General features: G+C 68.1%; 1 pseudogene. It reads left to right on the top strand.

What is annotated here, in order from left to right:
• A pseudogene (locus tag AB4Z20_RS28110) lies at window positions 1-407 on the top strand (MFS transporter); the annotation flags it as partial.

Here is a 407-nt window from a genome sequence, read left to right as displayed (position 1 = left end):
GGCTACGTCTCGGCCCTGCTGGGCGTCACGGCCGTCATGGTCGCGCCGCTGGCGGCCGGCATGTCGGCCAAGTTCGACGCCCGCCGGCTGGTGTTCCTGGGCCTGATCTGGATGGCGGTGATGACCTTCTTCCGGGCGCAGGCCAACCAGCAGATGGGCTATTTCGACATCGCCCACTGGCTGCTGTTCCAGGGCTTCGGCATGCCGTTCTTCTTCGTCCCGGTGACCGCCCTGGCCTTGGCCAGCGTCAAGGTCGAGGAAACCGCCAGCGCGGCGGGCCTGATGAACTTCTGCCGCACGCTGTCGGGGGCGTTTGCGACCTCGGTGGTGACCACGGTGTGGGCCGACGGCGCCAGCCGCAACCACAACGAACTGTCGGGCGTGCTGAACGGCGCGCAGGGTACGAT

Source organism: Pseudomonas sp. KB_12, assembly GCF_052114545.1.
In the GTDB taxonomy this organism is placed as follows: domain Bacteria; phylum Pseudomonadota; class Gammaproteobacteria; order Pseudomonadales; family Pseudomonadaceae; genus Aquipseudomonas; species Aquipseudomonas brassicacearum.
The sequence above is the reverse complement of the archived record's forward strand: the minus strand, read 5'-3'. Positions and strand labels throughout refer to the sequence as shown.